Annotated in this window: 26 protein-coding genes and 1 pseudogene; 12 read left to right on the plus strand and 15 right to left on the minus strand. The window is 71.3% G+C overall.

The annotated features are described in order from the left end of the window. Positions 1-10: 10 nt before the first annotated feature. From OG439_RS48970 to OG439_RS48980, 3 genes are read right to left on the minus strand one after another with little or no spacing between them, the layout of a single operon-like run. Positions 11-1,213, minus strand: coding sequence for a DUF2786 domain-containing protein (locus tag OG439_RS48970; RefSeq protein WP_326947134.1), 1,203 nt, complete (start codon positions 1,211-1,213; stop codon positions 11-13). 28 nt (positions 1,214-1,241) lie between these two features. After that, on the minus strand, positions 1,242-1,730 hold the full coding sequence (locus OG439_RS48975; protein ID WP_326947135.1) for a MarR family winged helix-turn-helix transcriptional regulator: 489 nt from the start codon (positions 1,728-1,730) through the stop codon (positions 1,242-1,244). Positions 1,731-1,738: 8 nt separating this feature from the next. Then, positions 1,739-3,082 carry a PucR family transcriptional regulator gene (locus OG439_RS48980; RefSeq protein ID WP_326947136.1) on the minus strand — a complete coding sequence of 448 codons (1,344 nt, stop codon included), beginning with the start codon at positions 3,080-3,082 and terminating at the stop codon, positions 1,739-1,741. A gap of 123 nt (positions 3,083-3,205) precedes the next feature. Between OG439_RS48980 and OG439_RS48985 the strand changes: the two genes are divergently transcribed. The 4 genes from OG439_RS48985 to pucD are packed head-to-tail and all read left to right on the plus strand — an operon-like array spanning position 3,206 to position 8,116. Beyond that, positions 3,206-4,069, plus strand: coding sequence for an FAD binding domain-containing protein (locus OG439_RS48985; protein ID WP_326947137.1), 864 nt, complete (start codon positions 3,206-3,208; stop codon positions 4,067-4,069). Next, a complete protein-coding gene (locus OG439_RS48990) occupies positions 4,060-4,527 on the plus strand; it encodes a (2Fe-2S)-binding protein (protein ID WP_326947138.1) in 468 nt (155 codons plus the stop codon). The genes OG439_RS48985 and OG439_RS48990 overlap by 10 nt, the downstream gene beginning before the upstream one ends. After that, positions 4,524-5,864 (plus strand): 8-oxoguanine deaminase, encoded by a 1,341-nt coding sequence (locus tag OG439_RS48995; RefSeq protein ID WP_326947139.1) that lies wholly within the window; start codon positions 4,524-4,526, stop codon positions 5,862-5,864. Before OG439_RS48990 ends, OG439_RS48995 begins: the two co-directional genes overlap by 4 nt. Next, the gene (gene pucD, locus OG439_RS49000) at positions 5,861-8,116 is read left to right on the plus strand and encodes a xanthine dehydrogenase subunit D (RefSeq protein WP_326947140.1); all 2,256 of its coding nucleotides are present in this window, start codon (positions 5,861-5,863) and stop codon (positions 8,114-8,116) included. The genes OG439_RS48995 and pucD overlap by 4 nt, the downstream gene beginning before the upstream one ends. Position 8,117: 1 nt before the next feature. On the opposite strand, the gene OG439_RS49005 is transcribed toward pucD, so the two are convergent. After that, a complete protein-coding gene (locus OG439_RS49005; RefSeq protein ID WP_326947141.1) occupies positions 8,118-9,698 on the minus strand; it encodes a glycoside hydrolase family 27 protein in 1,581 nt (526 codons plus the stop codon). A gap of 114 nt (positions 9,699-9,812) precedes the next feature. Next, a complete protein-coding gene (locus OG439_RS49010; protein WP_442792271.1) occupies positions 9,813-10,391 on the minus strand; it encodes a TetR/AcrR family transcriptional regulator in 579 nt (192 codons plus the stop codon). A 591-nt stretch (positions 10,392-10,982) separates the two neighbouring features. Between OG439_RS49010 and OG439_RS49015 the strand changes: the two genes are divergently transcribed. Next, the gene (locus OG439_RS49015; RefSeq protein ID WP_326947142.1) at positions 10,983-11,264 is read left to right on the plus strand and encodes a hypothetical protein; all 282 of its coding nucleotides are present in this window, start codon (positions 10,983-10,985) and stop codon (positions 11,262-11,264) included. A gap of 248 nt (positions 11,265-11,512) precedes the next feature. Here the strand turns inward: OG439_RS49015 and pucL are convergent, their stop codons facing one another. The 4 genes and pseudogenes from pucL to OG439_RS49035 all read right to left on the minus strand — a co-directional run. Further along, positions 11,513-12,394 (minus strand): factor-independent urate hydroxylase, encoded by an 882-nt coding sequence (pucL, locus tag OG439_RS49020; protein ID WP_326947143.1) that lies wholly within the window; start codon positions 12,392-12,394, stop codon positions 11,513-11,515. A 3-nt stretch (positions 12,395-12,397) separates the two neighbouring features. After that, positions 12,398-12,715, minus strand: coding sequence for a hydroxyisourate hydrolase (uraH, locus tag OG439_RS49025; protein WP_326947144.1), 318 nt, complete (start codon positions 12,713-12,715; stop codon positions 12,398-12,400). Beyond that, positions 12,712-13,191, minus strand: a complete 480-nt coding sequence (gene uraD, locus OG439_RS49030) for a 2-oxo-4-hydroxy-4-carboxy-5-ureidoimidazoline decarboxylase (RefSeq protein WP_326947145.1) — start codon at positions 13,189-13,191, stop codon at positions 12,712-12,714. The genes uraH and uraD overlap by 4 nt, the downstream gene beginning before the upstream one ends. Before the next feature lie 79 nt (positions 13,192-13,270). Next, a pseudogene (locus OG439_RS49035) lies at positions 13,271-13,504 on the minus strand (helix-turn-helix domain-containing protein); the annotation flags it as partial. 822 nt (positions 13,505-14,326) lie between these two features. On the opposite strand from OG439_RS49035, the gene allB reads away from it, so the two are divergent. Together allB and alc are read left to right on the plus strand one after the other, a co-directional pair. Continuing rightward, entirely contained in the window at positions 14,327-15,655 is a 1,329-nt protein-coding gene (gene allB, locus OG439_RS49045) for an allantoinase AllB (RefSeq protein WP_326947146.1), read from the plus strand. Between the two features lies 1 nt (position 15,656). Then, positions 15,657-16,670 (plus strand): allantoicase, encoded by a 1,014-nt coding sequence (alc, locus tag OG439_RS49050; RefSeq protein ID WP_326947147.1) that lies wholly within the window; start codon positions 15,657-15,659, stop codon positions 16,668-16,670. 229 nt (positions 16,671-16,899) lie between these two features. Here alc and OG439_RS49055 read toward each other — a convergent pair whose 3' ends face one another. The 4 genes from OG439_RS49055 to OG439_RS49070 are packed head-to-tail and all read right to left on the minus strand — an operon-like array spanning position 16,900 to position 19,649. Continuing rightward, on the minus strand, positions 16,900-17,073 hold the full coding sequence (locus OG439_RS49055; RefSeq protein WP_247062336.1) for a hypothetical protein: 174 nt from the start codon (positions 17,071-17,073) through the stop codon (positions 16,900-16,902). A gap of 25 nt (positions 17,074-17,098) precedes the next feature. After that, complete coding sequence (locus tag OG439_RS49060) at positions 17,099-17,854, minus strand: MBL fold metallo-hydrolase (protein WP_326947148.1); 756 nt, start codon at positions 17,852-17,854, stop codon at positions 17,099-17,101. Between the two features lie 35 nt (positions 17,855-17,889). Beyond that, on the minus strand, positions 17,890-18,366 hold the full coding sequence (locus OG439_RS49065; protein WP_326947149.1) for a CoA-binding protein: 477 nt from the start codon (positions 18,364-18,366) through the stop codon (positions 17,890-17,892). Continuing rightward, complete coding sequence (locus OG439_RS49070; protein ID WP_326947150.1) at positions 18,363-19,649, minus strand: O-acetylhomoserine aminocarboxypropyltransferase/cysteine synthase family protein; 1,287 nt, start codon at positions 19,647-19,649, stop codon at positions 18,363-18,365. Before OG439_RS49070 ends, OG439_RS49065 begins: the two co-directional genes overlap by 4 nt. Positions 19,650-19,927: 278 nt before the next feature. Here OG439_RS49070 and OG439_RS49075 point away from each other — a divergent pair, with 278 nt between their 5' ends. From OG439_RS49075 to OG439_RS49085, 3 genes are read left to right on the plus strand one after another with little or no spacing between them, the layout of a single operon-like run. Then, on the plus strand, positions 19,928-20,458 hold the full coding sequence (locus OG439_RS49075) for a DUF3887 domain-containing protein (RefSeq protein ID WP_326947151.1): 531 nt from the start codon (positions 19,928-19,930) through the stop codon (positions 20,456-20,458). Positions 20,459-20,482: 24 nt separating this feature from the next. After that, positions 20,483-21,781 carry a serine hydrolase gene (locus tag OG439_RS49080; protein WP_326947152.1) on the plus strand — a complete coding sequence of 433 codons (1,299 nt, stop codon included), beginning with the start codon at positions 20,483-20,485 and terminating at the stop codon, positions 21,779-21,781. Then, positions 21,778-22,215, plus strand: a complete 438-nt coding sequence (locus OG439_RS49085; protein WP_326947153.1) for a VOC family protein — start codon at positions 21,778-21,780, stop codon at positions 22,213-22,215. Before OG439_RS49080 ends, OG439_RS49085 begins: the two co-directional genes overlap by 4 nt. A 97-nt stretch (positions 22,216-22,312) precedes the next feature. On the opposite strand, the gene OG439_RS49090 is transcribed toward OG439_RS49085, so the two are convergent. Then, positions 22,313-23,173: an SDR family NAD(P)-dependent oxidoreductase gene (locus OG439_RS49090; RefSeq protein WP_326947154.1), complete on the minus strand. Its 861-nt coding sequence runs from the start codon at positions 23,171-23,173 to the stop codon at positions 22,313-22,315. Between the two features lie 70 nt (positions 23,174-23,243). On the opposite strand from OG439_RS49090, the gene OG439_RS49095 reads away from it, so the two are divergent. Together OG439_RS49095 and OG439_RS49100 are read left to right on the plus strand one after the other, a co-directional pair. Continuing rightward, positions 23,244-24,170, plus strand: coding sequence for a LysR family transcriptional regulator (locus OG439_RS49095; RefSeq protein WP_326951815.1), 927 nt, complete (start codon positions 23,244-23,246; stop codon positions 24,168-24,170). Between the two features lie 150 nt (positions 24,171-24,320). Next, a complete protein-coding gene (locus OG439_RS49100; RefSeq protein ID WP_326947155.1) occupies positions 24,321-25,178 on the plus strand; it encodes a sigma-70 family RNA polymerase sigma factor in 858 nt (285 codons plus the stop codon). A gap of 5 nt (positions 25,179-25,183) precedes the next feature. Here OG439_RS49100 and OG439_RS49105 read toward each other — a convergent pair whose 3' ends face one another. Beyond that, positions 25,184-25,810 (minus strand): (2Fe-2S)-binding protein, encoded by a 627-nt coding sequence (locus OG439_RS49105; RefSeq protein WP_326947156.1) that lies wholly within the window; start codon positions 25,808-25,810, stop codon positions 25,184-25,186. Between the last annotated feature and the right edge of the window lie 320 nt (positions 25,811-26,130).

The raw sequence follows: 26,130 nt of genomic DNA on the forward strand, positions 1-26,130 counted from the left end.
GCATTACCACTCACGAGCCCTGAAGCCGGGCACGGTCGGCGGCCGACCGTCCGGCGTCCCAGCCGTCGAGGTCGCGGACCGTCACCGACTTGCCCACCACCTCCGGGAAGAGCTCCGTGAACGCCGCCTTCACCTTCAGCTCGTGGGACGCCAGCACCGGCAGCAGCCGGTCCGAGTCGGGCGAGGACGACAGGGTCGCCTTCGCAGCCTTCTCCAGCCGCTCGCCGATCCGCGTCGCGTACGAGACGAGGAACGACTGCCGGAACGCGCGTGAACGGCCGGCCGGGTCGGCGATCATCGCGCGCGTCGCCTGGACCAGCAGTGACGTCGTCAGCAGCGCGATGGCGTCCAGGTCGTTCTCGTCGCCGACTACGGTGACGAACCCCCAGCGCGGGTCGAAGACGGCCTGGCAGCGGTTCGCCGTCGCGACCACGTGGACCAGGAGCGACTTGGCGTCGAGGTACGGCGTGTCGAGCCAGAGCCGCCGCGACGCCGGCACGTCCGGGACCGACGTCTCCACCAGCACGCGGTCGAGCGCGTACCGGGTCATCAGCTCCTGCGCCTTCGCGGACAGCGCCTCGGCCTCCTCCGGGAACGAGCTCGACTCGGCCTTGGCCAGCAGCGCGCGGACCCGGCCCAGCTTCTTCTCGTCCACGGCGTGGGGGACCGGTGGCCGGTAAGGCGTCCCCGGCACCGGAAGGACCGGATTCAGCGCCGGCATCGACACCAGGAGCCCGAGGGCTTCGACGACGGTCGTCACCGCTTCGGCGGGGGTCAGGATGTGCTTCGCCGCCCACTGCGTGAAGTGCGGCTCGGACGTCGACCACCAGGCGACGGCGCCGACGTCGTCCAGCTGCTCCCGCCAGCCCGGGTGCAGGGTCGCGAACTGCCCGGCGTAGCCGGCGAGCGTGTCGAGCACGTACGAGACGGCGAACTCGTCGACCCGCCGCCGGGCCGCCTGGTCGACGTCCTCGGGCAGCCAGCCGTTGCGGCAGGGCCGGGTGATCGCCCGCCGGGCGGCCAGGTCCGCGCCTTCCGCGAGTTCCGGTGCCGGCTCGAAGCCCTTCGCGAGCCTCTTCGCGGACGCCTTGGCCGCGCCGGGAACGCCGCGCGCGACGTCGTAGGCCGCGGCGAGCAGGGCGTCGCCGAACTCCCCGGCCGTCCGGGGCGCCGGGACGTCCTCGACGGCCGCCCGGCGTTTCTGCTTACCCACTTCTCAACCCCTCGATCGGAAAGCCCGCTCAGCGCAGCCGCGGGAGGGCGTCGCGGGCCGCGTGGCTCAGCCGCCGCAGGTCGTCGGCGAACCGCTCCCGGTGCTCCTCCGGCAACGGCGAGAAGAAGTACTGCTCGATGTTCGCCACGTGCAGCCGGCTCGCGCGCACCGTCGTCCGCTCGCCGAGCTCGGTCAGGCGCACCAGCTGGACGCGCCGGTCGCGCGGGTGGGCCGTGCGGGTCACCAGGCCGAGGGCCTCCATCCGGTCGACCAGCCGGGTCGCGCCGCCGGTCGTCAGCACCTGCTCCTGGGCGATCGAGCGCATCGTCAGCCCGTCGTCGCCCGCGCGCCCGACGATCAGCAGCACCTCGTACATCAGGTGGGTGATCCCGCACTCCTTCTCCAGCGCGCGCCCGAGCAGGTATTCGAGCCGGTTCGCCGCGCCCTGGAGCCGCCCGAAGGCCAGCACGCGGGGGTCGTGCCCCGCCTGCCGCGCCGACGTGATTTCGGGTTCCACGCTCCCCATCATCCTGCTTGGTCCCCGGCGCGCAGCGCCAGGTAGACGTCGAGCTGGTCGGTGAACTCCGTCAGGTCCGCGCCGAGCAGCTCGCCGGCCCGGCCGATGCGGTAGCGCAGGGTGTTGACGTGGACGTGCAGCGCCTTCGCCGCGCGGGTCGGCGAGCCCGAGCACTCCAGGAACACCCGCACCGTGTGCACCAGGTCCGTGTGCTGCTCGGCGTCGTAGTCCAGCAGCGGCCCGAGGACACGCCGGCGCAGCGCGGCCCGCAGCCCGTCCGGCGCCCCGGCGAGCAGCAGCTGGTGCACGCCGATCTCCTCACCCGGCACCACGACGACCCGCCCGGGGCGCCGCGACGCCACCGCCAGCGCGTAGGCCGCGACCTCGCGTGCCTCATCGCGAGGCGCGGCATCACCGACCCCGCAGACGATCCGGCGGGCCGCGAGCAGTGGCTCCACTGTGGACAGAGCCGTGAAAGCGTCCGACGGCCACCGCGCGGTCACGGCGTACGTCGTCTCGCCGCCGGGTTCGACCAGCGTCGCGTCCGGCAGCAGCTCCCGCAGGACGTCCCGGCTCTCGTCGCTGCCTTCGGTCCGCAACGCGACCACGCGCACGTCGCCGGTCAGGTCGGCTTCGGACGGCTTCGCGCGCGCCCGGGTGACGCCGACGAGCCCCGCCAGCTCCTCGGTGAGCTCGGTCTGCGCGGTGCTCAGCGGCCCGCCGACGGCGATCAGCCACGGCACGGCGTGCCGACCCTCCACCGGCGTCAGCGTCAACGGCCCCGCCGTGTCCTGTTTCGCGGCGTACCGCTGGACGACGTCCTCGACCGGCATCGGCAGCGGCGCCGTCCCGGCGACCACCCGGCCCAGCGTCGACAGCACCCAGCAGGGCAGGCCCAGCTCGGCCGACGCGCTCTCCAGCAGCGTCCCGACCGGGGCGTCCGCGGCGGCCAGCAAACGTTTGCGGGAGCTGTCGGACGCGGCCGCGAGCGCCAGCACCACCTGCTCGGTGACCACCGAGAACGACAGGTCGATCGGCACTTCGAGCAGCGGGATCCGGTGCCGCTCGCAGGCGTCGACGACGTCGTCCGGGATGCCGTCGGAGTCGGCGCCGGACGCGGCCAGCGCCGCCGCGCCGGAGCGGGCCAGCGCGGCCACGAACGGCTCGGCGTCCCCCGGCCCGCGCCACCAGAGCAAGCCGGAAAGCACCAGCTCACCGGCCGACAGGTACCGTCCGGGGTCGGGCAGTTCGGTGACGTAGATGCGCGTCACCGGCCGGTCGAGCAGGTCGGCCCCGGCCCGCGGGCGCAGCCGCAGCCCCGGCAGGTCCAGCAGAGTTTTCACGGTCGTCATCAGGCTTGTAGGAAAGCACAAACGCGCGGGGTTCCGCTCGGGTGCGTTTCATGGCCCGCGCCGTTGCCGCCCCGCCCGGTTGGGCGTCTACTGGTCTATCGCCCTCTTCGAAAAGGAGCACGAGTGGAGTTCCTGCGTCCCACGACGCTCGCCGAGGCCCTGGCCCACAAAGCCGAGCGCCCGGACGCCGTCCCCATCGCCGGCGGCACGGACGTCATGGTCGAGCTGAACTTCGACCACCGCCGCCCGGACGCCCTGCTCGACCTGACCCGGATCGGCGAGCTGACGACGTGGTCCACAGCGGACGGCACGGTCCGCCTCGGCGCCGGCGTCCCGTACAGCCGCGTCATCGCCGAAGTGGGTGAACTCGTCCCGGCGCTGGCCATGGCCTCGCGCACGGTCGGCTCGCCCCAGATCCGCAACCGCGGCACGGTCGGCGGCAACCTCGGCGCCGCCTCACCCGCCGGCGACACCCACCCGGTGCTGCTGGCCCTGGACGCGCGGGTCGAAGTCGCCTCCGTACGAGGGAGCCGGATCCTCCCCGCGGAGGAGTTCTACGTCGGGGTGAAGCGCCACTCGCTGGCGCCGGACGAGCTGATCACCGCCGTCCACCTGCCCGCGCACGCCGGGCCGCAGCAGTTCGCCAAGGTCGGGACGCGCAACGCGATGGTCATCGCGGTCTGCTCCTTCGCGTTGGCCTTGCGCGACGGCGACGTCGGCGCGGCCATCGGGTCCGCCGCACCCACGCCGCGCCGGGCCCGCGCCGCCGAGGAGTTCCTCGCCGCGGAGCTGCCGTGGGGCTCGCCGGAGCCGTTGCCGGACTCCCTGAAGCGTCGCTTCGGCGACCTGGTTGCCGAAGCGACGTCGCCGATCGACGACGTCCGCGGCAGCGCCGCGTACCGCAAACACGCGCTGTCGGTGCTCGCGCGGCGTACGTTGACGTGGGCCTGGGACGAGCACCGGACGGGGGAGCGGGTTTGCGCCTGAATGTCACGATCAACGGCGAGAAACGGCAGGCCGACGACGTCTGGGAGGGTGAAAGCCTGCTCTACGTGCTGCGCGAGCGGCTCGGCCTGCCGGGCTCGAAGAACGCCTGTGAGCAGGGCGAATGCGGTTCCTGCACGGTCTACCTCGACGCCGTCCCGGTGTGCGCCTGCCTGGTCGCGGCCGGACAGGCCGAGGGGCGCGTGGTGCGCACGGTCGAGGGCCTGGCCGACGGCGACGTCCTCGACCCGATCCAGCAGTCCTTTGTGGACCAGGGCGCGGTCCAGTGCGGGTTCTGCACGCCGGGGCTGGTCGTCGCCGCGCACGACCTGCTGAACCGCGTCGCCGATCCCAGCGACGAAGAGATCCGCGAAGCGCTGGCCGGCAACCTCTGCCGCTGCACCGGCTACGAAAAGATCCTCGACGCCGTGCGCGCCGTGGCGAAGGGCGGGGTCGCGTGAGGACACTCATCACCGGCGGGGCGATCGCCACGGTCAGCGGCGAGGAGTACGCCAGCGGATACGTCGTCGTCGAGAACGACAGGATCGCCGAGGTCGGCGAAGGCGTTTACACCGGCGAGTTCGACGAGCGCGTCGACGCGTCGGGCTGCCTGGTCACCCCCGGCCTGATCAACACCCACCACCACCTCTACCAGTGGGCGACCCGCGGGATGGCCGCCGACCACACGCTCTTCCAGTGGCTGGTCGCGCTCTACCCGGTCTGGGGCCGGCTCGACGCGGAGATCACGCACGCCGCCGCCACGGCCGGGATGGCGCGGCTGGCCCTGACCGGCTGCACCACCGTCGCCGACCACCACTACGTCTTCCCCCGCGACGGCGGCGACCAGGTGGCCGCGCTGGCGTCGGCCCGGCAGCGGATCGGCGTCCGGCTGCACGTCGTGCGCGGTTCGATGGACCGCGGCGAGTCCGACGGCGGGCTGCCGCCGGACAACCTCGTCGAGACGACCGACGACGCGCTGGCCGGCACCGAAGCGGCGATCGGCCGGTTCCACGACGACTCGGCGGGAGCGCACCTGCAGATCGCCGTCGGCCCGTGCTCGCCGTTCTCGGTCACCGAACGGCTGATGTCCGGCGCGGCCGAACTGGCCCGCAGCAAGGGCGTCCGGCTCCACACGCACCTCGCCGAGACGATCGACGAAGAGCAGCAGTGCCTCGCCGAAGTCGGCTGCACGCCCGCCGAATACGCCGACAAGCTGGGCTGGCTCGCCGACGACGTCTGGCTCGCGCACACCATCCACCTCGCGCCGGACGCGATCCGCCGCTTCGGCGCGACCGGCACCGGCTCGGCGCACTGCCCGACGTCCAACGGCCGCATCGGCGCCGGCATCGCCCCGGTCCGCGACCTGCTCGACGCGGGCGTCGCGGTCGGCCTCGGCGCCGACGGGGCCGCGTCCAACGAGTCCGGCGGGCTCGGTGAAGAGCTGCACCAGGCGTTGCTGCAGGCGCGGCAACGCGGCGGCCCGCGCGGGCTGACCACGCGGGAAGCGCTGTGGATGGGCACGATGGGCGGCGCCCGCTGCCTCGGCCGGGCGGACGACCTCGGCTCGATCGAGCCCGGCAAGCTCGCCGACCTGGCGATCTGGGACCTGACCGGCCTGAACTACGCGGGCATCACCGATCCGGTCGCAGGCCTGGTCCTGGGCACGACACCGCCGGTCCGGCGGCTGTTCGTCGGCGGCAAGGCCGTCGTCGAGGACGGCACGCTGCGGGAGGCGGACGAGTCCGAGATCGCGTCGGAGCTGAAGTCGGCGAGCGCCAGACTGCGGGAGGACCGATGACCGCCACCGTCGGCACGCAGACGGGCAACGGCGTCGGCACCTCGCCGCGGCGTCCCGACGGGACGGTCAAGGTGCGCGGGGAGTTCGCGTACTCCTCGGACCTGTGGCACGAGGACATGGTGTGGGGTGTGACCCTGCGCAGCCCGCACCCGTACGCGCGGATCACCGGGATCGACATCACCGACGCGCTGAAGGTGCCCGGGGTCTACGCCGTGCTGACCCACGAGGACGTCCCCGGCGTCAACCGCTACGGGCTGGAGCACACCGACCAGCCCGTGCTCGCTTCTTCCGTTGTGCGGTACCAGGGTGAGCCGGTCGCGCTGGTCGCCGCCGACCACCCAGAAACCGCTCGGCGCGCGATGAAGCGGATCGTCGTTTCCTACGAAGAACTCTCTCCCGTAACGGACTCCGAAGCGGCCGTCGCGGGCGAAGGCGCTTCGCTGCACGACGGCGGCAACGTCGTCCGGCACGTGAAGATCCGCCGCGGGCCGCAAGACTTGACCGCCGACGTCGTCGTCTCCGGCGTCTACGAGGTCGGCATGCAGGACCAGGCGTTCCTCGGCCCGGAGTCCGGGCTCGCCGTGCCGGACACCGAAGGCGGCGTCGACCTGTACGTCGCGACGCAGTGGCTGCACGTCGACCAGCAGCAGATCGTCGCCGCGCTGGGGCTGCCGGTGGAGAAGGTGCGGCTCACGCTGGGCGGCGTCGGGGGCGCGTTCGGCGGGCGTGAGGACCTGTCGATGCAGGTCCACGCGTGCCTGCTGGCGTTGCACACCGGCAAGCCGGTGAAGATGGTCTACAACCGCGAAGAGTCCTTCTACGGGCACGTGCACCGCCACCCGGCGAAGATGTACTACGAACACGGCGCCACCCGCGACGGCCGGCTCGTCTACGTGCGGACGCGGTTGTTCCTCGACGGCGGCGCGTACGCGTCCTCGACCGGTGCGGTGGTCGCGAACGCCGCCACGCTCGGCGTCGGACCGTACACAGTGGACAGTGTGGCGGTCGACTGCTGGGGCACCTACACGAACAACCCGCCGTGCGGCGCGATGCGCGGCTTCGGCGCGGTGCAGGCGGCGTTCGGCTACGAGTCGCAGATGGACAAGCTCGCGGCTGCCTGCGGCCTCGACCCGGTGGAGATCCGCGTCCGCAACGCGATGAGCGAAGGCGCGCTGATGCCGACCGGCCAGGCCGTCGACTCCGCCGCCCCGGTCGCCGAGCTGCTGGACCTGGTGCGCGCCAAGCCGATGCCCCCGGACCGGCCGTTCGACCTGCGGCACATGCCCGGCGGCGTCTCCAACACGACGCACGGCGAAGGCGTCGTCCGCGGCGTCGGCTACGCGGTCGGGATCAAGAACGTCTGCTTCTCCGAAGGCTTCGACGACTACTCGACCGCGCGGGTGCGCCTGCAGCTGGTCGGCGGCGAGCCGGCGGCGACGGTGCACACCGCGGCCTGCGAAGTCGGCCAGGGCCTCGTGACGATCATGCAGCAGATCGTCCGGACCGAGCTGGGCGTCGAGCAGGTGACGGTGCTGCCGATGGACACCTCGATCGGCAACGGCGGCTCGACGTCGGCGTCACGGCAGAGCTACGTGACCGGCGGCGCGGTGCAGGCCGCCTGCGTGGCGGTGCGGGCGCGGCTGCTGTCCCGGTTCGACCGGAAGACACGCGTCGTCGGCGGCAAGCTCGTCGCGGTGGACGGCCAGGTGCTCGCCGACCTGGTGGACGTCCTCGCCGACGACGTCTACGACGAGACGGTGGAGTGGCGGCACCGGCCGACTTCTTCGTTGGATCCGGAAACCGGGCAGGGCATGGCGCACGTGCAGTACGCGTTCGCCGCGCACCGGGCCGTCGTCGACGTCGACGTCGAGCTGGGCCTGGTCAAGGTGGTCGCGCTGGACTGCGCGCAGGACGTCGGCAAGGCGCTGAACCCGCAGGCCGTGCTGGGCCAGATCCAGGGTGGTTCGGCGCAGGGGCTCGGGCTCGCGGTGATGGAGGAGATCCAGACCTCCGGCGGGAAGATCCGGAACCCCTCCTTCACCGACTACCTGATCCCGACGGTCCTGGACATGCCGCCGATGAGCATCGACGTCCTGGAACGCCCGGACCCGCACGCGCCGTACGGCCTGCGCGGGGTGGGGGAGCCGCCGACGATCTCGTCGACCCCGGCGATCGTGGCGGCGATCCGGGCCGCGACCGGGCTCGCGCTCACGCGCGTCCCGGTGCGGCCCGAACACCTGACGGGGACCTGAGTTACTTGAGGGTCCAGTTCTGGTTGGCGTCGTCGTTGCAGCCCCACAGTTCGAGCTGAGTGCCGTTGACGTTGCCGGCGGGCTTGTCGCCGCCGGTGACGTCGACGCACAGGCCGGACTGCGTGCCCCTGATGGAGCCGTCGACGTTCAGCTTGAACTGCTGGTTCGTGCCGCCGTGACACGTCCAGACGATCAGCTTGGTCCCGGCCGCGGTCGCACCGCCGTCGGCGTCGAGGCAGAGGCCGTTGGCCTTCAGCTCACCGGCGCTGGTGAACGTCCAGGACTGGTTGGAGCCGCCGTCGCAGTCCCAGATGTCGACCTTGGTGCCGGGTGTCGTGAGGTTGCCGTTGATGTCGACGCACCGCGACGACGACGCGCCCTGCAGCGCCTTGGCCGTGCCGATGCTGGAGCCGCTCGCGTTGGCCTTCACGCGGTAGATCACGGTGCTGTGCGACGGGACGGCGGCGCTGATCGTGCCGGTGCTGGTGGTCAGCTCCTTCGACCACAGGTTGGTCAGCCGGTAGTTCGACGCGCTGGGCAGCCCGGCCGCGGCGGCCGTCGTCGAGACGGTCTTCGTGGTGGTGTTCTCGTTGAACAGGACGACGGCGACGTCCCCGTCCTGAAGGGGCTTCCTCAGGACGTCCAGCCCGCCGCTCGACGAGATGCGCGTCGCCTGCTTGCCGAGGGAGTCCTGGTCGACGGCGATGACGTCCGAGTTGAGATAGGTCGAGAAGGTCGCGACGCTGGCGGAGCGCAGGTCGGCGCCGGCGATCAGCGGCGCGGCCATCGCCGCCCAGAGCGTGAAGTGCGCGCGGTCCTCCTGGAAGTCCATGCCGTCGCCGACCTCGAGCATGTCGGGGTCGTTCCAGGCGCCGGGCTTCGCGGCGGACGCGAGGCCGACGTTCTGGCGGTAGATCGAGTCGATGCTGCCCCAGTTGTTGGTGATGTCGCCGGTGGTGCGCCACAGGTTGCCGACGTCGGGTGCCCAGGTCGAGGGGGAGAAGTTGCCCCACTCGCAGATGCTGTAGGCGATCGGGCGGCCGGTGGCCTTGAGCGCGTCGCGCATCGCGGAGTAGCGGCGGACGTAGTCCTGCTGGGTTTCGCCGCCGGGGCTGCCGCAGTTGTCGTACTTGAGGTAGTCGACGCCCCAGCTCGCGTAGCTGTTGGCGTCGGTCTGCTCGTGGCCGAGGCTGCCGGGGTAGTGCTGGCAGGTCTCGCTGCCGGCGCTCTCGTAGATCCCGAACTTCATCCCGCGCGCGTGGATGTAGTCACCGAGCGCCTTGAGGCCGCTGGGGAACTTAGCCGGGTCGGCGACGAGGTTGCCCGCGCCGTCCCGGTTCTTGGTCATCCAGCAGTCGTCGAGGTTGACGTAGGTGTAGCCGCGGTCGCGCATCCCGGAACTGACCATCAGGTCGGTGGTCTGCTTGACGAGCGTCTCGTTGATGTTGCACTCGAAGGTGTTCCAGGTGTTCCACCCCATCGGGGGTGTTCTCGCGAGCCCGTTTTCCAGGGCATCGGCGGGCTGACCGGTGATCCCGATGACGGCGACGGCGGTGGCGAGGACGGCGAGGACACGGCGCATGGCGGCTCCAACCGAACGACGGTGTTGAGGCAGGAGGACTAGACCACTCTGCAGCCTTGATGTCCGATGCTGATCGGTCAAGCGCCATTTTGAGTATTCTTGTTGGATTCCCGACTAAAGTTGCTCGCCCTGAAGCCGCTTGGCGACGTCCACGCTGGTCGCGCCCGCGACGGCCATGGCTTCGGTGTCCCGCAGCGCCCGGCAGAGGACGAAGGCGCCTTCGAGGCTGTTGACCACGGAGATGGTGAGCGTCCGTGCGGCATCTTGGCTGAGCCCGAACCGGGCGAACTTCTCGGTCCCGGCGTCGACCCACGCGGTGAAGACGTCAGCGGTGGCTTCCCGCAGCGGTTCGTTGGTACTCGCGACCTCGAGAGCAACGGTAGCGATCGGGCAGCCTTCGACGTAGTCGGTGGCTTCGAGCGTCGCGATCCCGGCGGCGAAGAAGGCCTCGATCCCGCTGATCAGGTCGGGTGCCGGGTCGATGAAGAGGTCGAACAGCTGGATGTAGGCAAGCCCGGAACTCCGGACGACCTCGGCACCGAGCTGCTCCTTCCCGCCGGGAAAGAAGTGGTAGAGCGAGCCGAAGGGAGCATTCGCCTCACTGACGATCTGCTTGAGCCCGGTACCGCTGTACCCATTGCGCCGAAAAAGCTCAGCCCCGGCGGCCATGATGCGTTCCTTGGTCCCTGCCACGGTTAGAGGATACGCGGTCGTTAGAGCGTTCTATCAACTCCGGGCGGCCGGCTCCGCGGCTCGACGGGCGAGATCCACGCTCGGTCGGCTCGCCCACGTCTCGCAGGCGGGATCGACGCTCGGTCTGCTCGCCCGCGCCACGTAGTCAGTTCCGCGCTTCGTCGACTCGCCCATGCTTCAGCAGTCCGCTCCGCGCTTGGCCGACTCGCCTGCACCTTGGCAGTCTGTTCCCCGCTCGGTCGGCTCGCTCACGCTTCAGCGGTCTGTTCCCGGCTCGGTCGGCTCGCCTATGCCTTGGCGGTCCGCTCTGCATGTGATCGGCTCGCCCACGCGTCAGCGGTCTGTTCCCCGCTCGGCCGACTCGCCCATGCCTCAGCAGTCCGCTCCACGCTCGATCGGCCGCTCGCGCCTCGGCAGTCTGTTCCCCGCTTGATCGGCTCGCCATGCGCGGTCTGTCGCCCACGTTTCGGCGGCGGGTTCACGCCCGATCGGCATGTCCACGCCTCGACCGGGGCTCGCCCACGCCCGGCGAGGTGTGCTTCAGGCCAAAGGCCTTGCCTACCCACGGCAGCTGTCCGCAACCCACCTGGCTTGCCCCGCACCGCCCGGCCGTTCGAGGCGCTTCACCTCGGGCCTGCGCTCGCCGGATTCGCGTTCGCCGCCGATCGCGCCGTTGCTGCCGATCGCGCCGATCTGGCCGTTCCTGCGGATCTGCCGTTCCTGCCGATCCCGCCGACTCCCGCCGATCTGGCCAATCCCGCCGATCCCGCCGATCCCGCCGATCCCGCCGATCCCGCCGACTCCCGCCGATCCCGCCGATCCCGCCGATCCCGCCAATGGCGCCAAATTCCGCCGGTCCGGCCGATCCTGTAGATCCCACCAATCGTGTCCGTGCCCTCGGCCAAGCCGCTCCACACTCGGCCTACCCGTCCGCGCCCCGACCTGGGACTTGCTACTCCGGCCCAGTTTGTCCACACCCCACCCGTGATGTGGACAACCCGGCCCCGACATCGGCTTTTACGGCTCTCCGTCGGAGGGTCCCGATACGCTGGAAGCGGGGCCGGTCCCCCGGAGAGGGCGGGGGCTGCTTTTCGCGATGCGAGCGGAAGCGTGAGCGCTCGCTAGTGGATGTCCCAAGCAGGGCCAGGGTCCTCGGCGTCGTCGCGCAGGATCGTGCCCTCGATCAGCCCGTACGGGCGGTCGGCGGCGTAGAACACCTCGTTGTCGTTCTTCAGCCCGAACGGGCTCAGGTCCACGAGGAAGTGGTGCTTGTTCGGCAGCGACAGCCGCACCTCCGCGACCTCGGGCCGCCGTTCGAGCACCGACTGGCCCATCGCGTACAGCGTCTGCTGCAGCGAAAGGCTGTGCTTCGTCGCGAAGGTCTCCAGCATCGCGCGCCGGACCTCTCGGTGGCTCTCCGCCCAGTCGATGCCGTCGCCCTGGTAGCGCCAGCGCGCGGTGACGGCGGTCGCGAGGATCCGGTCGTCGGTCTCGGCGAGCGTCGTGTACTCGTCGCGCGGGAAGCCGTGGAACTCCGAGCCGGTCGACTTGAGCACGACCAGGCCGTCGATCCCGGACACGACCCACGCGCGGTTGCCCTGGATCGTGACGGCCGTGGTGCGCCGTTCGTTGCCGCCGCCGCTGAACGCGTGGTCGTGCGGCGCGCCGTCGACGGTGATCCGGTCCCAGCTGTGCTCGTCGATCTTGATCCGGGCGCCGGAGATGCTCTCCTGCGTGCCGGTGAAGTGCCGGGCCAGGCGCAGGCCGAAGTCCTCGATCTCGCCGACCGGCGCTTCCTTCGCGAATGCGTACACGGTGTTCTTCTGCGTGTCGGTCGCGAGCACCGCGGCGTTGTCGCCGGTCAGGTGCGTCGCGGCCAGCTCGCCACGCAGCGACGTCGACACGGTGAGGTCCTTCAGGTGGTGGACGGGGCCGTCGCGGCGCACCGTGACCAGGCGGACCTCCGCCTTGCCGTACTGGTTGGGGCCCAGGGTGATGGCCACGGTTCAGCTCCCTCGGTAAGTCGAATAGGCGAACGGGCTGAGCAGGAGCGGCACGTGGTGGTGCGCGGTGCCGTCGGAGATCCGGAAGGTGAGGGCCACCTCCGGGAAGAACGCGTCCGGGCCGAGGTAGGCGCCGGTGTCGAAGACCAGCCGGTAGACGCCGGGTTCCAGCGTCTCGGGGCCGAGGTCGCGGACGCGGCCGTCGTCGTCGGTGCGCCCGTCGGCGATCGGCTTGCCCTCGGCGGTTTCGAAACGGACGGTAATTCCCTTTGCGGGCCGGCCTTGCGCCGTGTCGAGCACGTGCGTCGTCACCAGACTCACGCCGTCACCGCCTTGGCCAGCCGCAGGCCGGCGATCTTGAGCAGCTCCTGCCCGGCGACGCCGAGCTCGGTCGCCGGGTCGTTGCCGATGCGCTCGCGGAGGATCTTCAGCAGTTCGTCGCCGCTGCGTCCGCTGGCGCAGACGAGATAGACGTGCCCGAACTTGGCTTCGTACTCGGCGTTCGCGGCGGCGAACTCGTCGGCGTTGTCCACACCGGACTGTTCGCTGCGGGACCAGTCGGCCTCGGTCCCTTGCTGCTTCGGCTTTTCGCCGATCCGGGGGTGCGCGGCCATGGCCTGGCGGATCTCGTCACTGCTCAACGGCAGGTCCGCGGCGGCTTGCAGCGCGTCGAGGTTGTCGTAGGGCCTGCGGTCGAGAACCGCGTCCGCCCAGCGGGGGACGGCGAGGCACGCCGTCAACGCCGGACGTACGTCGCCGGCGTCGGCGGTGTTGAAATCGGTGAGGGTGAGCGGCACGGGGAACTCCTCGTGAGTGGCGTCCCGCTGACCGTACGTCGGCGCCGGAGTTCCGTCAACATTTTGTTGAAAGCGCTGGTCAGTCGGCTTCCCGGTTGAGATAGTTGTAGACGGTGAACCGTGTGACGCCCAGCGCGTCGGCCACCGAGGAGACAGATTTCCGTAGGCCGAAGGCGCCGCGTTCGCGCAGCAGCCGCACCGCGCGCTGCTTCCCCGCGCGGTCGAGATCGCCTAGTTCGGCGCCGAGTTCGCGCTCTACATCGGCGATCAGCCGGGCGAGCGCATCGTTCAGCTCGACGGATGGGGCGCTGTCGACGCCGTGCGATTCGCCCGCCTGACTGCCCGCCGTGTTCGGGCCACCCGCCTGGCCGCCCGTCGTGTTCGTTCCGCCTGCTCGGCTGCCGGCCGTGTGCGGTTTACCTGCTGGATCGCCCGTCGAGCGCGGTTTCCCTGCCAGGCCGCTCGCCGTGTGCGACTTGTCTGCTGAATCGCCCGTCGCGTGTGGCTTGCCTGCTTGGCCGCCGGTCGCGTGCAGTTTGCCTGCCTGGCCGCCGGTCGCGTGTGGTTTGCCTGCTGGACCGCCCGCCGCGTGCAGCTTGCCTGCCGGATCGCCCGTCGCGTGTGGAGCGACCACAGGACCGTCCGTCGTGTGCGGTTCGGCAGCTCGGGTAGTCGTCGGATCGCGCTGGTCGGCGGCGGAAACGACTTCCGGCTCGGTCGGTCCGCCGGGTCGATCTCCCTCCTCGGCCGCGGCGCCGGCGTCCGCCGCGGCGACCTGGCGCACCTGCAGCGTGACCTGGGTGGCGCCCCCGTCGAGCGCCGCCTGCGTGATCCTGGGCAAGGCCTCGAGAAGGGCCTTCGCGTCACCGCGGACGAGCGTGCCGAGCGGCCCGAAGTCGGTGTCCAGCCCCGCTTCCACGGCCGCGTCGCGCGCGGCGAGCGCGTGCTCGGGCGGCGAACCCTCGCCGTGGAACGGTTCGCTGGTGAACTCCGCTTCAAGCCGCACGAGGTGACCGTAACGCGCCGCGTCCGTCGTTGACGAGCGGCGCGAGCCGTGGTTAGTGTCGTTGTGCGAAACCGTCTTTCCGTACTGTGAAATCGGCGGTGGTCACTTCTCCCGGCGAAGGGTTCTCGGATGGATCTTGTGGTGCGCGCAGCCCGGGCGGTCACGGCCGAGGGCGAGGTCCCGGTGACGCTCGGCGTCGACGGCGGCCGGATCGTCGCCGTCGAACCCGGGGGCGCTTCGCTGACCGGCGACCGCGTCGTCGAACTCGGCGACGACGTCGTTCTGCTGCCCGGGTTGGTCGACACGCACGTCCACGTCAACGATCCCGGCCGCGCCGAGTGGGAGGGCTTCGAGACGGCCACCCGCGCGGCGGCGGCGGGCGGAGTGACCACGATCGTGGACATGCCGCTCAACAGCCTGCCGCCGACGGTCGACGTCGCGGCCCTGGAGGTCAAGCGCAAGGCGGCGACCGGCCGGGTGCACGTCGACGTCGGTTTCTGGGGCGGCGCGATCCCCGGCAACGTCTCGGACCTGCGTGGGCTGCACGAGGCCGGCGTCTTCGGGTTCAAGTGCTTCCTGCTGCACTCCGGCGTCGACGAGTTCCCGCCGCTCGGCCCGGCCGGGCTCGACGAAGCGTTGCGGGAGCTGAGTTCCCTCGACGCGCTGATGATCGTCCACGCCGAGGACGCGCACGAGATCGACGAGGCGCCCGAGCCGCATGGCGGTCGCTATGTCGACTTTCTGCATTCGCGCCCGCGGGCGGCGGAGAATCTGGCCGTCACGCACGTGATCGAGGCGGCCCGCCGCAACTCGGCGCGGGCGCACATCCTGCACCTGTCGTCCGCGGAAGCCCTGCCGCTCGTGGCGGAGGCCCGCCGCGACGGCGTTGCGCTGACCGCCGAGACCTGCCCGCACTACCTGAGCTTCGTCGCCGAGGAGATCCGCGACGGCGCCACGCAGTTCAAGTGCTGCCCGCCGATCCGCGAGGCGGCCAACCGCGAACAGCTGTGGCAGGGGCTCGCCGACGGTGTGATCGACTGCGTCGTCAGCGACCACTCGCCGTGCACGCCGGAGCTGAAACGCTTCGACAGCGGCGATTTCGGGCAGGCCTGGGGCGGGATTTCGAGCCTGCAGCTGGGGCTCCCGGCGATCTGGACGCAGGCGCGGCAACGCGGGTTCGCGCTCACCGACGTCGTCCGCTGGATGGCCGAGCACCCCGCCGCGCAGGCAGGGATGCGTCGCAAGGGCCACCTGGCGGTCGGCTACGACGCCGACTTCTGCGTGTTCGCGCCGGACGAGGCGTTCGTCGTCGACGTCGCAAAACTCAAGCACCGCAACCCGGTGAGCGCCTACGACCGCCGCCCGCTCGCCGGCGTGGTCCGCTCGACCTGGTTGCGCGGCACCGAAATCACCGGCGACGCGCCCTTCGGGGCGTTGCTGACCCGGGGGAACTGCTGAGATGGAGGCTGTGTTGTCTGACCGTCCTGAGTGGACAGAGCTGCCCGACCTCGCTTCACGTCGCTTCGGCGGGACCGTGATGTGGGCGACCGACGAACTGTTCGCCGAGAAGGAGAACCTGGTCAACCCGTGGACGCCGGCGCACCGCGCCGAGACGTTCGGCCCGAAGGGCCAGGTCTACGACGGCTGGGAGACCCGCCGCCACCGCGAACCGGGCGACGACCAGGCGATCCTCCGGCTCGGCCTGGCGGGCACGGTCACGGGGGTGGTCGTCGACACGGCGTTTTTCAAGGGCAACTACCCGCCGTTCGTCTCGGTCGAAGCGGCTTCGGTGCCGGGTTACCCGAGCGCGGCCGAGCTGGCGACGGCGGACTGGGACATCCTGGTCGACCGCGCGCCCGCGGCGGGCCACACGGAGAACTTCCACACGGTCAACGGTTCCCGCAGGTACACCCACGTTCGCCTGACCCAGCACCCCGACGGCGGCGTCGCCCGCCTGCGCGTCCACGGCGCCCCGATCCCGGACCCGGACCTGCTCGACCTGGACGCGCTGGATCTGGCGGCCCTGGAGAACGGCGCCCTGGTGACGGGGTGCAGCAACATGTTCTATTCGTCGCCGAACAACATGCTCTCGCCGGGTCTCGCGGCCCACCAGGCGGAGGGCTGGGAGACGGCCCGCCGCCGCGACGACGGCAACGACTGGGCGACCTTCAGACTGGCCGGCGCCGGGACCGTCCGGTTTGTCGAGCTGGACACGAGCAACCTCAAGGGCAACGCCCCAGGCTGGGCATCGATCAGCGGCCGCGACACGTACGGCGAGTGGGTGGAACTGCTGCCGAAGACGCGCCTGCAGCCGGACACCCGCCACCGCTTCGCGGTACCGGACGGCCCCGAGGTGACGGAGGCCCGCCTGGACATCTACCCGGACGGCGGCCTGGCCAGGCTGCGCCTGTTCGGCCGCCTGACCGGGACGGGCCGCGCGAACGTGAAAGCCCGGTTCGCCAAAACCCGCTGAGGCTCGCACGGCCCGCATTTGGGAGTCGGCGTCGTGTGCGACAAGTCGCGCAAGTCGGTTGGGTCACCCACGTCGGGTTGACGAGTCGCGTGTTCTCTGCCGAGCCGTGTGGCTGTCGCGTCACACTTCAGCGGAGCACGTCGGCCAAGCGTCCGAGCCCCGGCGCGGTCTCCCTGCCCGAACTCGCGGGTCGTCGACGAGTGCCGTACACCTCGTCGACGATCCGTGGTCAGCCCGCGTCGGGACGGTTCAAGTAGGCCGAGGCCAGCGACAAGACACACGCGCAGCCGATGATCGCGCTGACCCACCACGGCAGGCCCGCCACGATGCTCCACACGAAGCCCGCCGCCGCCAGGAGGGCGACGAGGATGTTCCGGAACTGCAGCGGCGTCGGTTTAGCCATGCCGCCAGCCTCTCACGGGTCCACATCAGACCTCTGCGCGCTCCCCGGGTTCGAGCAGCACCAGCCGGCCGGTCAGGCCGGCCGTCTCGAACTCCTTCCTCAGTACGTCAGGACCCTCGCTGAAGTGCTGCCAGCCCCGGAAGTGCAACGGGACGACCTTCGCCGAGCCGAGCACCTTCGCCGCCGCGGCGGCGTTTTCGCTGGTCAACGTCAGGGGAGCCCCGTCGAACAACGTCGTCCTCGCGGCACCGGCGAACAGCACCGCGATGTCGACGCTGAACCGCGACGCGATCTCCCGCACCAGGTCCACCGACGCGTTGTCCCCGCTGACGTACACCGTCGGCAGGCCTTCGCCGCTGAGCACGAACCCGGTGACGTCACCGGCGAGCTGCTCCGCTCCGTCAGGCCCGTGCAACGCCGGGACCGCGGTGATCGTGAGCCGCCCGACCTGCGACTCCTCCCACGGCTCCAGGCCCCGCGCAGTCCCGCCCAGCCGCTCGGCGCCGCTCGGGGTGGTCAGGGTCAGCGGCACCGTCTTGAGGTAGTCGCGCCCGCGATCGTCCAGGTTGTCCGGGTGCTGGTCGTGGGACAGCAGCACGGCGTCCACCACGCCGACGGCGTCCTCGGTCAGCACCGAGTCCTCGATCTTGACCAGCACGCGCTGGCCGATCGAGTGATCACCCGGCGGATCGAACGTCGGGTCGGTGAGCAGCCGGACGCCGCCCAGTTCCAGGAGCGCGGTCGGACCACCGGACAGGGTGATCCCGAGTTTCTCGGTCATACCGGGGCCAACGACGGGAACGGGTGCGCTCTTCCCTAGGGTGCCGACTGCCTCCGCGAGCTGATCACGCCGGTGTTGAACCCGGCCAGGTGCAGGCCCCCGGCGAACCGCGCGTGCTCGATCTTCACGCACCGGTTCATCACGACGTCCAGCCCCGCCTCCCGAGCTCGGTCGGCCACCGGTTCGTGCCACAACCCGAGTTGCAGCCACAACGTCCGCGCGCCGGCGTCGATCACGTCCTCGGCCACCTGAGGCAGGTCATCGTGTTTCCGGAACACACTGACGAGGTCCGGTTCGCCCGGCACGTCCTTCAGTGAGGCGTACACCGGCTTCCCGAACAGGGTGTCCAGGCGGGGGTTGACGAAGTTGACCTCGTACCGCGTCGACGAGAGCAGGTAGGTCGCGACGAAGTAGCTCGGCCGCGACGGGTTCGCGGACGCTCCCACCAGCGTCACCGACTTCGCCCGGTTCAGGATCGCGCGCCGCTCGACAGCGCCCACTGCATACGTCATCCGGCCACCGCCTTGCCCAGGGCCTGGTCGAGGTCCCAGAGGATGTCCTCGACGTCTTCCAGCCCGACCGACAGCCGGATCAGGTCAGGGCCCACGCCCGCGGCCGTGAGCTGCTCCTCGGACAGCTGCGCGTGGGTCGTCGACGCCGGGTGGATCACGAGCGTGCGGGCGTCCCCGACGTTCGCCAGGTGTGACAACAGCTCCACCGACTCGACGAACCTTTCGCCCGCCGCCCGTCCGCCGTTGATGCCGAAGGAGAACACCGCCCCGGGCCCGGCGGGCAGGTACTTCTTCGCCAGGTCGTGGTGCGGGTGCCCCGGCAGCCCCGCGTAGGACACCCAGGCCACGCGTGGGTCCGCGTCGAGGTGTTCGGCGACGGCGCGGGCGTTGGCGACGTGTGCGTCCATCCGCTGGGGCAGGGTCTCGACACCTTGCAGCAGCAGGAAAGCCGAGTGTGGCGAGAGGACCGCGCCGATGTCCCGCAACTGCTCCGCGCGAAGCCGCGTACAGAACGCGTACTCGCCGAAGTTCTCCCAGTACTTGAGGCCGCCGTAGCTCTCGACGGCCTCGGTCATCCGGGGGAACTTCCCGTTGCCCCAGTCGAACTTCCCCGACTCGACGACGATCCCGCCGAGTGTCGTCCCGTGGCCGCCGAGGAACTTCGTCGCCGAGTGCAGCACGATGTCCGCGCCGTGCTCCATCGGCCGGCAGAGGTACGGCGTCGCCAGCGTCGCGTCGACCACCAGCGGGATGTCGTGGGCGTGCGCCAGGTCCGCCAGCGCGGGGAGGTCCGCGATGCCGCCACCCGGGTTGCCGATCACCTCGGTGTAGAGCAGCCGGGTCCGATCAGTGATCGCCGCGGCGTAGTCGTCGATGCCGCCGCTGACGAACGTCGTCTCCACGCCGAATCGCCGGAGCGTGCCGGTGAGCTGGGTGACCGTGCCGCCGTAGAGGCCGCTCGCCGACACGATGTGGTCGCCGGCCTCGGCGAGCGCACTGAAAGTGAGGAACTCCGCGGCCTGCCCGCTGCCGGTGGCGACACCGCCGATCGCGCCCTCGAGGCTGGCGATCCGCTCCTCGAACGCCGCCACGGTCGGGTTCCCGATCCGGCTGTAGATGTTGCCGTACTTCTGCAGCGCGAACAGGTTCGCCGCGTCGGCCGCGTCCTCGAAGACGAAGCTCGTGGTCTGGTAGATCGGCACGGCACGCGCACCGGTCGCCGGGTCGGGCGTCCCGCCCGCGTGCAATGCGCGGGTCCGGAAGCCCCAGGTGCGTTCACTCATCGGTCCTCACCGTAACCGTCCTCCCCTTCGGTCGGCCACGCCTCCCAGGTGGTGGGCGCGGTCATTTCGTGCTGCCGACGTTAGCACGATTTGGCATTACGTGCGGTACACTCGAACGTATGAAATGCGCCGTGTGTGGCAAGCCGCTGCCACCTCGTCGCGGAGCTGGGCGAAATCGCCAGTACTGCGACGCCACGTGCCGGAGCGCTGCCCGCAGGCAGCGAACGCACGTAAAGAACGACTTGACAACTTCCGGTCGTCAATCCACTCTTGACACCGTGCCGGACGAACCTTTGGCCGCGGTCGGTGCGGCATTGCGGAAGGTCCGCGACGCGGAAGCCGCATTGCGGGACACCGTGGACGCGGCCAGAGCGACCGGGCACACCTGGCAGGAGATCGGTGACCTGCTGGGCACCAGCCGGCAGGCCGCGTTCCAGCGGTTCGGCCGGCCGGTCGATCCGGCGACGGGCGCGTCGATGACGGAACTGAAGCGGCCCGACGCGATTCACCTCGCCGAGGAGCTCGTGTTCGAACTCGTCGGGTGCCGGTGGCACGAGGTACGCCGGGACTTCGACGACCGCATGCTCGCGTCGGTCGGCGAAGAGGAGCTGCAGCTCGCCTGGACGCAGCTGGCCGGATCGGTCGGACGCTACGAACGGATGGGAGAGGCGTACGCACGGTCGGCGGGGGACTACACGATCGTCCACCTGCCGGTGGCCTTCGAGGCCGGTGAGCGGACTGTGCAGGTGACCTACCGCGAGGACGGTCAGGTGGCCGGGCTGTGGATCCGGTCGGCCGAACAGTTGTGAGCGCAGTTGTGAACAGGGGGAACGATGAAGACAGCAATCGCGGGCGTGATCGCGGTTCTCGCGCCGCTGGTGGCCCCGGCCGCCCACGCCGCCGAGGTACCCACGGCGGGGGACCAGCTTGAATGGGTCGTCGACGCCACCGGGCGCGTCCCGGTGTCCGATGCCGAGTTACAGCAGCACATCGCGCAGGTCCTGGTGACCGCGGCGGGTGGCACGGCGGGCATCAACGCCGCACTGACCGGGCTCGGCCGGCTCGAGGTGGAGCGGGTCGTCACCGAGGCGCCCGACCACGTCGAGGCGGTGGTCCACGGCCCGGCGGACGACTACCTGCTGGATCTCCACGTCGACCAGGCCGGGCTGATCGACGGGCTGCGGGCGACCGCGGACGACCCGGTGCCGTCGTCGTGGCCGGAGGTGGACGCCCAGCTCGCAGCGCTCGGCGGGCGCGTCTCGTTCGGCGCGTCGGAGATCCTGCCGGACGGGCGCTGCCGTGACGTACACGGCGTGCAGGACAACGTGCAACGGCCTCTGGGCTCGGCGTTCAAGCTCTACGTCCTGGGTGCGCTCGGCACCGCGGTCGCGGAGCACAAGGCGTCCTGGACCGAACAGCTCGCCATCCGCGACGACTGGAAGAGCCTGCCGTCGGGCGTGCTGCAGAACCAGCCGGCCGGCACCCGGCTCCCGCTGTCGGAATACGCCGACAAGATGATCTCGATCAGCGACAACACCGCTGCCGACCACCTGATCCACCGGCTCGGTCGCGACGCCGTGCAGCGGCAGGTCACCGCGTTCGGCAACCAGCGGCCGTCGGCGAACATCCCGTTCCTGACGACCAAGGCGCTGTTCGAGCTCAAGGCGACGCAGTACCCGGCCCGCGCCGACGCCTACCTGGCGTTGCCACGCTGGGCACGTCCCGCCGCGGTCGCGGGACTCGAACGGCTCCCGCTCACCGGACTCACCTCCTGGCCCAGTCCCGAGAAGATCGACCAGCTCGAGTGGTTCGGCTCCCCGGACGACATCTGCCGGGTGTTTTCCGGGCTGCAGAAGGAGAACCAACCGGAGATCGGGCACGCGCTGTCGCTCAACGACGGCGGGCTCGGCCTCGACAAGGCGAAGTTCCCCGAGGTCTGGTTCAAGGGCGGCAGCGAACCCGGCGTGCTGACCTTGAACTACCTGGCCCGGACGGCCGACGGCCGGTCACTGGTCACGAGCGTCATGGTGTCGGACCCGGTGGCGCCTCTGGACGAAAACCACGTCGCGGCACGAGGAATCGCGGTCGCAAGGGGGGCGGTGGCGCTGTTGGCGGCTACGCTGCGCCGGTGACGGTGCGCTGGAGTCTGACGATCGATTGCGCGGCGCCCCGCGCGCTGGCGAGGTTCTGGGCGGTGGCCCTCGGCTACATCGAGCGGCCACCACCGGCCGGGTTCGCGAGCTGGGAAGCCTGGTTCACGGAGTTCGGAGTACCCGAGGACGAATGGGACGACGGCGCGTACCTGGCCGACCCGGAAGGTGTCCTGCCGAGCCTGAGCTTCCTCAAGGTTCCCGAAGACAAGGTCGTGAAGAACCGGCTGCACCTGGACATCCAGGCGGGAGGCGGTCGCGAGGTGCCTTGGGAGACGCGGTGGAAGCGGGTCGCCGAGGCGATCGCCCGGCTCATCGCGGCGGGCGCGACGGTGCAGCAGGAGCACGAGGCGGGCGGCCGCCCGGACCACGTCGTGATGGCGGATCCCGAAGGCAACGAGTTCTGCGTGCTCTGAGCCGGCGCCGCCGAACCGGGCGTGACCGGTGGTCGTCGTCACCGGTGGTCGCACGGGACCCGGGCCGGCGGTCGCGCGTGGGCCTGCCCAGGCGCGGCTAGCGGGTCAGTTCCTCGTGTCGCGTCGGGTTGCCGCTGTGCCACGGCAGCACGGCGCCGAACCGGACCAGCTCGCCGTACGTCGACGGGTCGAGGTCGTCGAGCGTCAGATCGAGCACCGCACGTGCGGCCTGGTCGGGCGTTTGGGCCTGGCTGAAGTCGGCGAACCACGGGCGCGACGCCCGCGTGTCGACCAGGCCGGGGCAGACCGCCGCGACCAGGGTGCCGTCCGCGAGGTCTCGCTCCCGGCGCTCCGCGGCCACCGCGCGTACGGCGGCGACCTGGGCGACCTTCGAGGGCACGTTGATCCACTCCGGCCAGCCCAGCTCGTTCGCCCGGCCGTCGTGGATCGCGGCGCGCCAGTCCTCGACGGCTTGCTCGACGTCGTCGAGCGACACTCCGTCGAACCGGGGCCGCAAGGCTTCGGGCAGGTGGCCGAGCGTGCCCAGCGAGCTGGCGACGACGAGCAGCCGGCCACCCGGGCGCAGGATCGGGCCGAACGAGCGCAGCACCGCATGGGTGCCGGCGTTCGCGACGTCGAGGAAGACGTCGGCCTGCTCGGCCTGGGGTCGTCCGGGATCGAGCGGGCCGACGGCGTTGGACAGCACGATGTCCACCGCGCCGAGGTCCGCGGCGAAGCGGGTGACGGCGTCGGCGTCCGAGACGTCGAGGACGCGGCCTTCCACCCGGGCGCGCGTCGCGGGGTTCGCGGCGACGCGCTCGGTGGCGGCTGCCACGCGCTCGGTGTCGCGACCGGTGAGCAGGACGAGGTCGTCTGGGCCGAGGCGGGTGGCGAGTCCCTGGGTCAGGGCGAAGCCGAGGCCTTGGTTGGCTCCGGTCACCACAGCGGTACGTGTCATGCCATCACGCTAGGTCCGTCCGGGCCATGCGCCCAGCGAGAGATCGGCAAGCCTGGTATGCGTGAACGTCATGGACTTCGGCGACGTCTCCCTGGTGGCCCTCCGCGTGTTCCGCGAGGTCGCCGAACGCGGCACGCTCACCGCCGCTGCGGCGGCCCTGGGCTACACGCAGTCCGCGGTGTCACGGCAGATCGCCTCGCTCGAGCGCGTGGCCGGGACACCGGTGCTGGACCGACGTCCCGGCGGGGTCCGCCTGACCGCAGCTGGGAACGTCGTGCTGCGCCGGGCGATCGCGGTGCTGGACCAGATCGACGCCGCCGGGCGTGAGCTGGCCGGGCTGCCCGCCGACGGCGGGAGCGTGCGGCTCGGCTGGTTCCCCAGCGCGGGTGCCGTCCTGGTCCCGCGGGCCGTCGCGGAACTGCGGCGCACCCACCCCGCGGTGCGCGTCACCACCCGGGAGGGCACGACGCCGGTCCTGGTGCGGGCGTTGCGTGCGGGCACGGTGGACCTGGCTGTGCTGGGCTCGGTGCCGCCGTTCCGGCCGCCGGACTCCGAAACTCCGGCGCTGAGGCTCAAAACCCTCGCCGAGCGCACACTTTGCCTCGCCGTGCCCGCGGGGCACCCGCTGGCCGGCGCGGACGCGGTCGACGTCGCCGCCCTCCGTGGGCAGCGGTGGATCGCTGGCCCGTCGGGGGAGGACACACTGATGGGCGTGTGGCCCGGGCTCGACGAGCGTCCCGAGATCGCGCACACCGCGCGTGACTGGCTCGCCAAGCTCAACCTGGTCGCCGCCGGCTGCGGCCTGACGACGTTGCCGGCTTCGCTCGTCGAGGCCGTGCCGCCGGGGGTGCGGGTGGTGACGGTGCGGGGCGGGCCGTCGGAACGGCGGCGCGTGGTGCTGGCCCGGCTGCCGGGGCCGCTCTCCGAACCGGCCGCGCTGCTGGCCGAGGCCCTGCGCCGGGTGGCCACCGGGGTGCCGGACCGCGCCGATGACTGAGGTGCCGATATCTGAGGTGCCGATGACCGAGGTGCCGACGTCTGAGATGCCGATGACCGAGATCACGCCGGGCGCCGCGGCGTTCGTGTCACATCGGTCGTTGCCGCGGGGTCTACTGCTACGACTCCGGCGCGGAAGGAACGGGACACGGTGGATGCACTGACCGAGCGGTTCGAACACGAGCGGCCCCGGCTGCGGGCGGTCGCCTACCGGATGCTCGGCTCGGCGAGCGAGGCCGACGACGCCGTCCAGGAAGCTTGGCTGCGGTTCGACCGCACCGACACCGGCGACGTCGAGAACCTCGGCGCGTGGCTGACCACCGTCGTCGCGCGGGTGTGTCTCTCCATGCTTCGCGCCCGGCGCAACCACCGCGAGGAGCCCCTGGAACTGCAGCCTGAGCGGGCCGCGGACGTCCGCGATCCCCAGCAGGAAGCCGAACTGGCCGACTCGGTCGGGCTGGCGTTGCTGGTGGTGCTCGACTCGCTCGGGCCGGCCGAGCGGGTCGCTTTCGTATTGCACGACATGTTCGCCGTGCCGTTCGACGACATCGCCCCGATGATCGACAAGACCCCGGCCGCGACGCGGCAGCTCGCGAGCCGCGCCCGTCGACGGGTCAAGGGCGGTGCCGCGGCGGACGTGGACGTGCCTCGCCGTCGCAAGGTCGTCGAGGCGTTCTTGGCCGCCGCGCGTGGCGGCGACTTCGAAGCTTTGCTGTCGCTGCTCGACCCGGACGTCGTCCTGCACGCCGACCGTTTTGTCGGGCCGAGCCCGGCGCCGGTCGTGCTGCGCGGGGTCGCCAGCGTCCGCGACGGCGCGCTGCTGGCCTCCGCGCGGGCCCGCGCCAGTGAGTTGGCCCTCGTCGACGGTGTTCCCGGTCTGCTCATGGTGCGCGACGGGCGGCTGTCGGTCGTCCTGTCCTTCACGATCGACGGCGACCGGATCACCGGCATCGACGTCATCGCGGACCCGGAGCGGCTGCTCGGGCTGGAGGTCGCCGTCCTCGACTGAACCGGTCAGCCCAGGGCGGCGCGAAGGCGTGCTTCGCGCTCCGAGGGCGTCTGACGCGGGCAGCTCACGCACTTGGGGTTGCCGACTTCATAGATCAGGCAGCACGACGCGCGGCGGACGGCGGGTGTGCGGCCGACGCGGACGAAGCGCGGCTTCGGCAGGTCGAGGTCGATCGCCGCTACCAGCGGCTCGGCCAGGGCCATCGCGCGCTCCGGCTCCGGCGTCCACAGCAGCCGGTTGCCGATCGAGTCGGTGGCGATCGCGCCCAGCGCGCGTTCGCGGGCCCCGGTGACGGCGGCGATCGTCGCGATCGCGGTGCCGAGCGTCTTGGCGAACGCCGCGCCGAGTTCGGGCAGTCCGCCGGAGAGCGGGCGGGTGGACCGGGCGCTGAGGAACCGGCCGTCGGCGACGAGGTCCAGCTCCGTGGCCGCCAGCGCCGGATCGACGAGGGTGCCCGCGACCAGGCCTTCGAGCGCGGGCGCCACGAGGATCGAGGAGAGGGAGTACCACCAGATCGTGCCGAGGACCTCCGGCCGCGCGCAGCCGTAGAGCTTCGCCGCACCGCCGATGCGGGCCCGTACCCACTCCGGGTCCGCGAGCAGGGTCGCGGGGGCGGTCCAGTCGGGCTTCACGCCTCCACCCTTCCAGACGCGCCAAGCGCGCGCGGAGTACGCGCGATGTAGGGCGGGTGTGAGACACGGTGCGGGTAGGCGGGCGGGAGACGCAGTGCAGGCGGGCGGGAGACGCAGTGCAGGCGGGCGGGAGACGCGGTGCGGGGCGGGCGGAAGACGAGTTCACCTCGGCGGGGCAACCAGGGCATCGCCGAGCGGAGATGGGCCGCCTCGATCGGGGCGGCCTGGCCTGGGCCGGGCTGAGCGCGCCGGCAAGTGCGCGGAGGTCCGGCCGTTGATCGGACGCGCCGTCGGGCTTGGCGTGCGAGGGAGGTCGGGTA

The sequence above is a fragment of the Amycolatopsis sp. NBC_01307 genome, from assembly GCF_035975215.1.
Classification (GTDB): Bacteria; Actinomycetota; Actinomycetes; order Mycobacteriales; family Pseudonocardiaceae; genus Amycolatopsis.

Bases quoted from the DNA above. Each gene is read 5' to 3' on its own strand.
- OG439_RS48980 (WP_326947136.1), bottom strand. From the start codon at position 3,082: ATGACGACCGTGAAAACTCTGCTGGACCTGCCGGGGCTGCGGCTGCGC.
- pucD (WP_326947140.1), top strand. From the start codon at position 5,861: ATGACCGCCACCGTCGGCACGCAGACGGGCAACGGCGTCGGCACCTCG.
- OG439_RS49005 (WP_326947141.1), bottom strand. From the start codon at position 9,698: ATGCGCCGTGTCCTCGCCGTCCTCGCCACCGCCGTCGCCGTCATCGGG.
- allB (WP_326947146.1), top strand. From the start codon at position 14,327: ATGGATCTTGTGGTGCGCGCAGCCCGGGCGGTCACGGCCGAGGGCGAG.
- alc (WP_326947147.1), top strand. From the start codon at position 15,657: ATGGAGGCTGTGTTGTCTGACCGTCCTGAGTGGACAGAGCTGCCCGAC.
- OG439_RS49055 (WP_247062336.1), bottom strand. From the start codon at position 17,073: ATGGCTAAACCGACGCCGCTGCAGTTCCGGAACATCCTCGTCGCCCTC.
- OG439_RS49060 (WP_326947148.1), bottom strand. From the start codon at position 17,854: ATGACCGAGAAACTCGGGATCACCCTGTCCGGTGGTCCGACCGCGCTC.
- OG439_RS49065 (WP_326947149.1), bottom strand. From the start codon at position 18,366: ATGACGTATGCAGTGGGCGCTGTCGAGCGGCGCGCGATCCTGAACCGG.
- OG439_RS49070 (WP_326947150.1), bottom strand. From the start codon at position 19,649: ATGAGTGAACGCACCTGGGGCTTCCGGACCCGCGCATTGCACGCGGGC.
- OG439_RS49080 (WP_326947152.1), top strand. From the start codon at position 20,483: ATGAAGACAGCAATCGCGGGCGTGATCGCGGTTCTCGCGCCGCTGGTG.
- OG439_RS49090 (WP_326947154.1), bottom strand. From the start codon at position 23,173: ATGACACGTACCGCTGTGGTGACCGGAGCCAACCAAGGCCTCGGCTTC.
- OG439_RS49095 (WP_326951815.1), top strand. From the start codon at position 23,244: ATGGACTTCGGCGACGTCTCCCTGGTGGCCCTCCGCGTGTTCCGCGAG.